This is a genomic window from Caballeronia sp., assembly GCF_049581465.1.
Lineage (GTDB): Bacteria > Pseudomonadota > Gammaproteobacteria > Burkholderiales > Burkholderiaceae > Caballeronia.
Map to the genome: position 1 here is coordinate 1 of NZ_JBAUSA010000345.1, position 5315 is coordinate 5315.

The following is a 5315-nucleotide window of genomic DNA, read 5'->3' on the forward strand; positions in this document are numbered from 1 at the left end:
ATTCAACACCACGCACCTGACCTCCCTCTTCGACCGCGTGATCGTGGCGAGTGGCACCTCGAACCGGCAGACCCGGGCGCTCGCGAACAGCGTGCGCGATAAGGTCAAGGAATTGGGCGGCGACGTCATCAGCACCGAAGGCGAGGAAGTCGGCGAGTGGGTACTGGTAGATTGCGGCGACGCCGTCGTCCATATCCTGCAACCGGCGCTGCGCCAGTACTACAACCTCGAAGAGGTCTGGGGCGACAAGCCGGTGCGCGTCAAACTGCAAAGCTCGGGTGGTTTTGGCGGTGCGCAGGTCAGCGCACCGGATGACGACGACGAACCAGCCGCCGCCAAGCCGGCTCGCAAGACCACGCGTCGCTAAGAGTCGCACCTGAAGCGATTCGACCGATAGCCGATAGCCGATAGCCGATAGCCATGAAACTCCACATTCTCGCGGTCGGCCACAAGATGCCCGACTGGATCGCGAGCGGCTTCGATGAGTATGCGAAGCGCATGCCGCCGGAGTTGCGTATCGAATTGCGCGAGATCAAGCCGGAACAACGCTCGTCGGGACGCAACGCCGAGAGCGTGATGGGCGCCGAACGCCAGCGGATCGAAGCGGCACTCCCCAAGAACGCGCTGATCGTGGCGCTCGACGAGCGCGGTCGCGACTGGACCACCATGCAGCTTGCGGGCGCGTTGCCGGGCTGGCAGCAGGAAGGCCGTGACGTGGCGTTCGTGATTGGCGGTGCGGATGGGCTCGATCCTCAAGTGAAGGCGCGCGCCGAGGTGTTGCTGCGCGTCTCAAGCCTCACGTTGCCGCACGGCATGGTCCGCGTGCTGCTGGCCGAACAGCTTTATCGCGCGTGGAGCATCACGCAGAATCATCCCTATCATCGAGTGTGAACGCGGGTCGTCATGGCGGCAGGCGCGCCCTCGCTGGCTCGCACCCGACTTTTGAGAACCCCCTCGATGTCCTCACCTACCTTCCCCTTTGTCTATCTCGCGTCGCAGAGTCCGCGGCGCCAGGAACTACTGCAACAATTGGGCGTGCGGTTCGAGCTGCTGTCGCCCCGTCCCGATGAAGACGCCGAGGCACTTGAAGCCGAGCGCGTCAACGAAGCACCCGACGCTTATGTATTGCGCGTTTGCGCGGCGAAAGCGCTGGCGGCCCATGCTCGACGGGCGCATGCCGCGTATGCACCAGCACCCATTCTCGTTGCCGATACGACCGTTACGCTCGATGGCGCAATCATGGGCAAGCCTGACGATGCAGCACATGCCGTCGCCATGCTCGAGCGGCTGTCGGGACGCAATCACGAGGTTCTGACGGCGCTCGCCGTGGTCAATGCCGACGGCGTTTTGCTACCGCCCGTCCTGTCGCGTTCCAACGTGCGCTTTGCCGCAGTCGACCGTGCTGCACTGCAACGATATGCAGCCACCGGAGAACCGCTGGGCAAGGCCGGAGCGTATGGCGTTCAGGGGCGTGCGGCGGCGTTTATCGAGCGAATCGAAGGATCCTATTCGGGTATCATGGGTCTGCCCCTTTTCGAAACAGCAGCACTCCTGCGCGTGGCGCGCGTCGACTTCTGAAATAGTCCATGAACGAAGAAATCCTCATCAACGTCACACCGCAGGAAACCCGTGTCGCGCTCGTTCAGCAGGGCGCAGTGCAAGAGCTTCACGTCGAGCGCACGCTGTCGCGTGGACGTGTTGGGAATGTCTATCTCGGCAAGGTGGTTCGCGTGCTGCCCGGCATGCAGTCGGCGTTCATCGACATAGGACTGGAGCGTGCCGCGTTCCTCCACGTGGCCGATATCTGGCATCCGCGGATTGCCGGCGAATCACATTCCAGCGCGCCGCCTACGCCGATCGAGAAAATCGTGTTCGAAGGCCAGGCGCTGATGGTTCAGGTGGTCAAGGATCCGATCGGCACCAAAGGTGCGCGCCTCTCCACGCAAGTCAGCATCGCGGGGCGTACGCTGGTCTATCTGCCGCAGGAACCGCACATCGGCATCTCGCAGAAGATCGCGAGCGAAGCCGAACGCGAGGTGATCCGGGCGCGGCTGACGGCTGTTTTACCCGTCGATGAAAAAGGTGGTTATATCGTCCGGACGATCGCCGAGGACGCATCGAGCGAAGAACTCGCCGCCGATGTCTCCTATCTGCGCAAGACGTGGACGACCATCGTGGGGCAGGCGCAGCGCGTTCCGCCGACCTCGCTGCTGTATCAGGATCTGAATCTGGCGCAACGGGTCTTGCGCGATTTCGTCAATGACGAGACCACGCGCATTCAGGTCGATTCGCGCGAAACGTATCAGATGCTTTCGGAGTTCGCTGCCGAGTTCACACCAGCAGTCGCGTCGCGTGTGCATCACTATTCAGGTGAGCGGCCGCTCTACGACTTGTACAACATCGAAACCGAGATCCAGCGCGCGCTGTCGCGCCGTGTCGACTTGAAGTCCGGCGGTTACCTGATGATCGACCAGACCGAAGCCATGACCACCATCGACGTGAATACCGGTGGTTACGTAGGTGCCCGTAATTTCGACGACACCATTTTCAAGACCAATCTCGAAGCCGCGCACACGATTGCCCGGCAACTTCGGCTCAGGAATCTGGGCGGCATTATCATCATCGACTTTATCGATATGGAAAACGTCGAGCATCGGGATCAGGTGCTGGGCGAGTTGAAGAAAGCGTTGTCGCGAGATCGGACCCGCGTGACGGTGAATGGGTTTTCGCAGCTTGGCCTGGTCGAGATGACGCGCAAGCGTACGCGCGAATCGTTGGCGCATGTGTTGTGCGAGCCATGTCCCACGTGCGACGGCAAGGGGCAGGTCAAGACGCCGCGGACCGTGTGCTACGACGTGTTGCGCGAGATCATGCGGGAATCGCGGCAATTCAATCCGCGCGAGTTTCGGGTGGTGGCGTCGCAGCAGGTTATCGATCTGTTTCTCGAAGAGGAGTCGCAGCATCTCGCCATGCTGATGGACTTTATCGGCAAGCCGGTTTCGTTACAGGTGGAATCGAATTTGAGCCAGGAACAGTACGATATTGTTTTGATGTGATCTGGTAAAGCCTTTACCAGAGAGGCTTTCAGGGATTTATGGGCCTCATATCTTGCGCTAGCTACCCGCCTAGCTACCCACGGAAGCCGCACATACTGCGCGGTTGGTGCGGGCATATGCGCCGCGTTGTGTGGTGGGAATCATTGCGTATCCCGTGAGGAGTGTTCAGCACCATGCGCTTGTGCAGGCGCGCGGGGGTGGCGTTCGGCATCGTTCTTCACGCGCCGTACGATCGAAAACATCGTGGCACAAAGCGCGCGAATCGAGAAAAGAGGAAAGTTATTGAACGTGTCCGTTAGCACTACCTCCCGCCAGAACGCGTCAACCAGTTTTCTCCGACTCGAATCCAGCGCCGCGACATGAGGCGGTACCGCCTGCGATTGAGCGGCTGTCCCCCATGAGTTACAATTAGGTCATGCCGAATATCCGTACGACCGATGTTTTCGACCACTGGTTTAATCGTCTGCGAAACTTGCGCGCCAGGGTCCGGGTTCAGGCACGAATCGACCGATTGGCGACGGGGTAACCCCGGCGACCATAAACCGGTCGGCGGCGGCGTCAACGAACTGCGAATTGATGAAGGCCCCGGTTACCGGGTGTACTACACGCACCGCGGCGCCGTTCTTGTGATCCTGCTGTGCGGCGGCAACAAATCCACGCAGCAAGCCGACATAGACCGGGCCAAGGCCCTCGCTGCAAACCTCGATACGGACTGAATCATGACCAAAGTGAAGACCACAGCTTGGGATTCTGCCGAGCACCTGCGCACCGAAGAGGAAATGGCGGCGTACCTCGACGCGTGTCTTGAAGAAGCTGGGGACGATCCAAAATTCATCGCCCATGCGCTCGGGGTGATTGCGCGCGCTCGTGGCATGTCGCAACTCGCACGGGATACCGGCGTGAAGCGCGAAAGCCTTTACCGCGCCCTGTCTGGAGAAGGTAACCCGGAGTTCGCCACTATCTGGAAGGTAGTGCGTGCGCTCGGTATCCGCTTGCACGCCTCGACAACCTGACACAGTGGACATATTGCCCCGCCCGCCCGAGCGGGGCTTTTCATTTGCGAGCGTGCACTTAGTGCCTATGGTGATGCAGCCAGCTCATATGGTGAGCATCAAGCCACTGACCCATCCCCTCGTCCGGATGATCGCGCCGATAACGTCGCGCCACCATAAAACCGGCGATCAACACCACCGCCAGTCCAACCACAAAGCTAATCATTGACTGAGTCATGGCAGCCTCCTTTTCGAGTCGCGACCATGCTTAAATTATAGGTCACGAGCCGCCGCGGCATACCCGGAACTCGGACGTTCGCCAGCCGTCCACGGTGTCACAAGATTTTGTCCCATGTAAGCTACCGTTCTGTCGCACGACCCTCATCTGGACCTTTGCATTTCGACCCGGCTAAATCACGACAAGGGATTCGCGAAAAATGAGCTACATCCACTTCATCGGCGGGGAAAAAGGCGGAGTCGGAAAATCGTTGGTGGCTCGCTTACTGGCGCAGTACTTTATTGACCGGAGCGTGCCGTTCGTAGCCTTCGATACCGACCGCTCGCACGGCGCGCTTCTGCGCTTCTACGCGGACTTCACTGCGCCCGCCGTGCTCGATCAGCATGACAGCCTCGATCCAGTTATCGAACGGGCGATGGAAGATCCGTCGCGTCGCATCCTGGTGGATCTCGCGGCTCAAACGCAGGCAACGCTTGCGAGTTGGTTCGATGATTCCGATGTGCTCGGTTTCGCCGCCGAGAACGGCATCACGCTAACGTGGTGGCACGTCATGGATGCCGGGCGCGACTCGGTGGATTTACTCAGGCAATGGCTCGACCAGTTCGGCGGACAACTCAAGCTTGTCATCGTATTGAACGAAATTCGCGGCGAAAAGTTCGACATCCTGGACGCATCCGGCGAACGCCAGCGCGCCGAAGCGCTCGGCGCCAGCGTGATTTCGCTGCGCCGTCTGCCCGACACCACAATGCAGAAAATCGACCAGCACAGCGCCAGCTTCTGGGCCGCGATCAATCATCCCGATCGATCGTCAGGCGGACTCGGCATGCTGGACCGCCAACGCGTGAAGGTCTGGTTGAATCGCGTGTATGGCGCGATGGACAAGATCGCGTTGTAGGCTGTCCCATTTTCCAGGCCCGCGAAAACCCGTCGCGATTTTCTCGTGGCGGGTGAAAAGCTACTGCCACCTCCCTCTCCCCGAGTAGAAGAGACGCTCGTGTTGCGTTGCAGTAACGTCGCCGCCAGCAGTAC

At 60.2% G+C, this 5315-nt stretch carries 7 protein-coding genes and 1 pseudogene; 7 read left to right on the forward strand and 1 reads right to left on the reverse strand.

What is annotated here, in order from left to right:
* From rsfS to WCA53_RS08700, 6 genes and pseudogenes are all read left to right on the forward strand, one after another.
* On the forward strand, positions 1-367 hold a 367-nt coding region (gene rsfS, locus WCA53_RS08675), incomplete at its 5' end, for a ribosome silencing factor (protein ID WP_423908025.1).
* 53 nt (positions 368-420) lie between these two features.
* Entirely contained in the window at positions 421-891 is a 471-nt protein-coding gene (gene rlmH / locus WCA53_RS08680; RefSeq protein WP_423908028.1) for a 23S rRNA (pseudouridine(1915)-N(3))-methyltransferase RlmH, read from the forward strand.
* A gap of 66 nt (positions 892-957) precedes the next feature.
* A complete protein-coding gene (locus WCA53_RS08685; protein ID WP_423908030.1) occupies positions 958-1578 on the forward strand; it encodes a Maf family protein in 621 nt (206 codons plus the stop codon).
* An 8-nt stretch (positions 1579-1586) separates the two neighbouring features.
* The gene (gene rng / locus WCA53_RS08690) at positions 1587-3056 is read left to right on the forward strand and encodes a ribonuclease G (RefSeq protein WP_423908032.1); all 1470 of its coding nucleotides are present in this window, start codon (positions 1587-1589) and stop codon (positions 3054-3056) included.
* A gap of 415 nt (positions 3057-3471) precedes the next feature.
* Positions 3472-3772, forward strand: a pseudogene (locus WCA53_RS08695) (type II toxin-antitoxin system RelE/ParE family toxin).
* Between the two features lie 3 nt (positions 3773-3775).
* Positions 3776-4069, forward strand: a complete 294-nt coding sequence (locus WCA53_RS08700; protein ID WP_423908034.1) for an addiction module antidote protein — start codon at positions 3776-3778, stop codon at positions 4067-4069.
* A gap of 58 nt (positions 4070-4127) precedes the next feature.
* On the opposite strand, the gene WCA53_RS08705 is transcribed toward WCA53_RS08700, so the two are convergent.
* On the reverse strand, positions 4128-4286 hold the full coding sequence (locus WCA53_RS08705; RefSeq protein WP_423908037.1) for a hypothetical protein: 159 nt from the start codon (positions 4284-4286) through the stop codon (positions 4128-4130).
* Positions 4287-4485: 199 nt separating this feature from the next.
* Between WCA53_RS08705 and WCA53_RS08710 the strand changes: the two genes are divergently transcribed.
* Positions 4486-5181 (forward strand): mobilization protein, encoded by a 696-nt coding sequence (locus WCA53_RS08710; RefSeq protein WP_423908040.1) that lies wholly within the window; start codon positions 4486-4488, stop codon positions 5179-5181.
* Positions 5182-5315 lie beyond the last annotated feature (134 nt).

Excerpts from the sequence above, each read along its gene's own strand:
- rlmH (WP_423908028.1), top strand. The coding sequence starts at position 421 with ATGAAACTCCACATTCTCGCGGTCGGCCACAAGATGCCCGACTGGATC.
- WCA53_RS08685 (WP_423908030.1), top strand. The coding sequence starts at position 958 with ATGTCCTCACCTACCTTCCCCTTTGTCTATCTCGCGTCGCAGAGTCCG.
- rng (WP_423908032.1), top strand. The coding sequence starts at position 1,587 with ATGAACGAAGAAATCCTCATCAACGTCACACCGCAGGAAACCCGTGTC.
- WCA53_RS08700 (WP_423908034.1), top strand. The coding sequence starts at position 3,776 with ATGACCAAAGTGAAGACCACAGCTTGGGATTCTGCCGAGCACCTGCGC.
- WCA53_RS08705 (WP_423908037.1), bottom strand. The coding sequence starts at position 4,286 with ATGACTCAGTCAATGATTAGCTTTGTGGTTGGACTGGCGGTGGTGTTG.
- WCA53_RS08710 (WP_423908040.1), top strand. The coding sequence starts at position 4,486 with ATGAGCTACATCCACTTCATCGGCGGGGAAAAAGGCGGAGTCGGAAAA.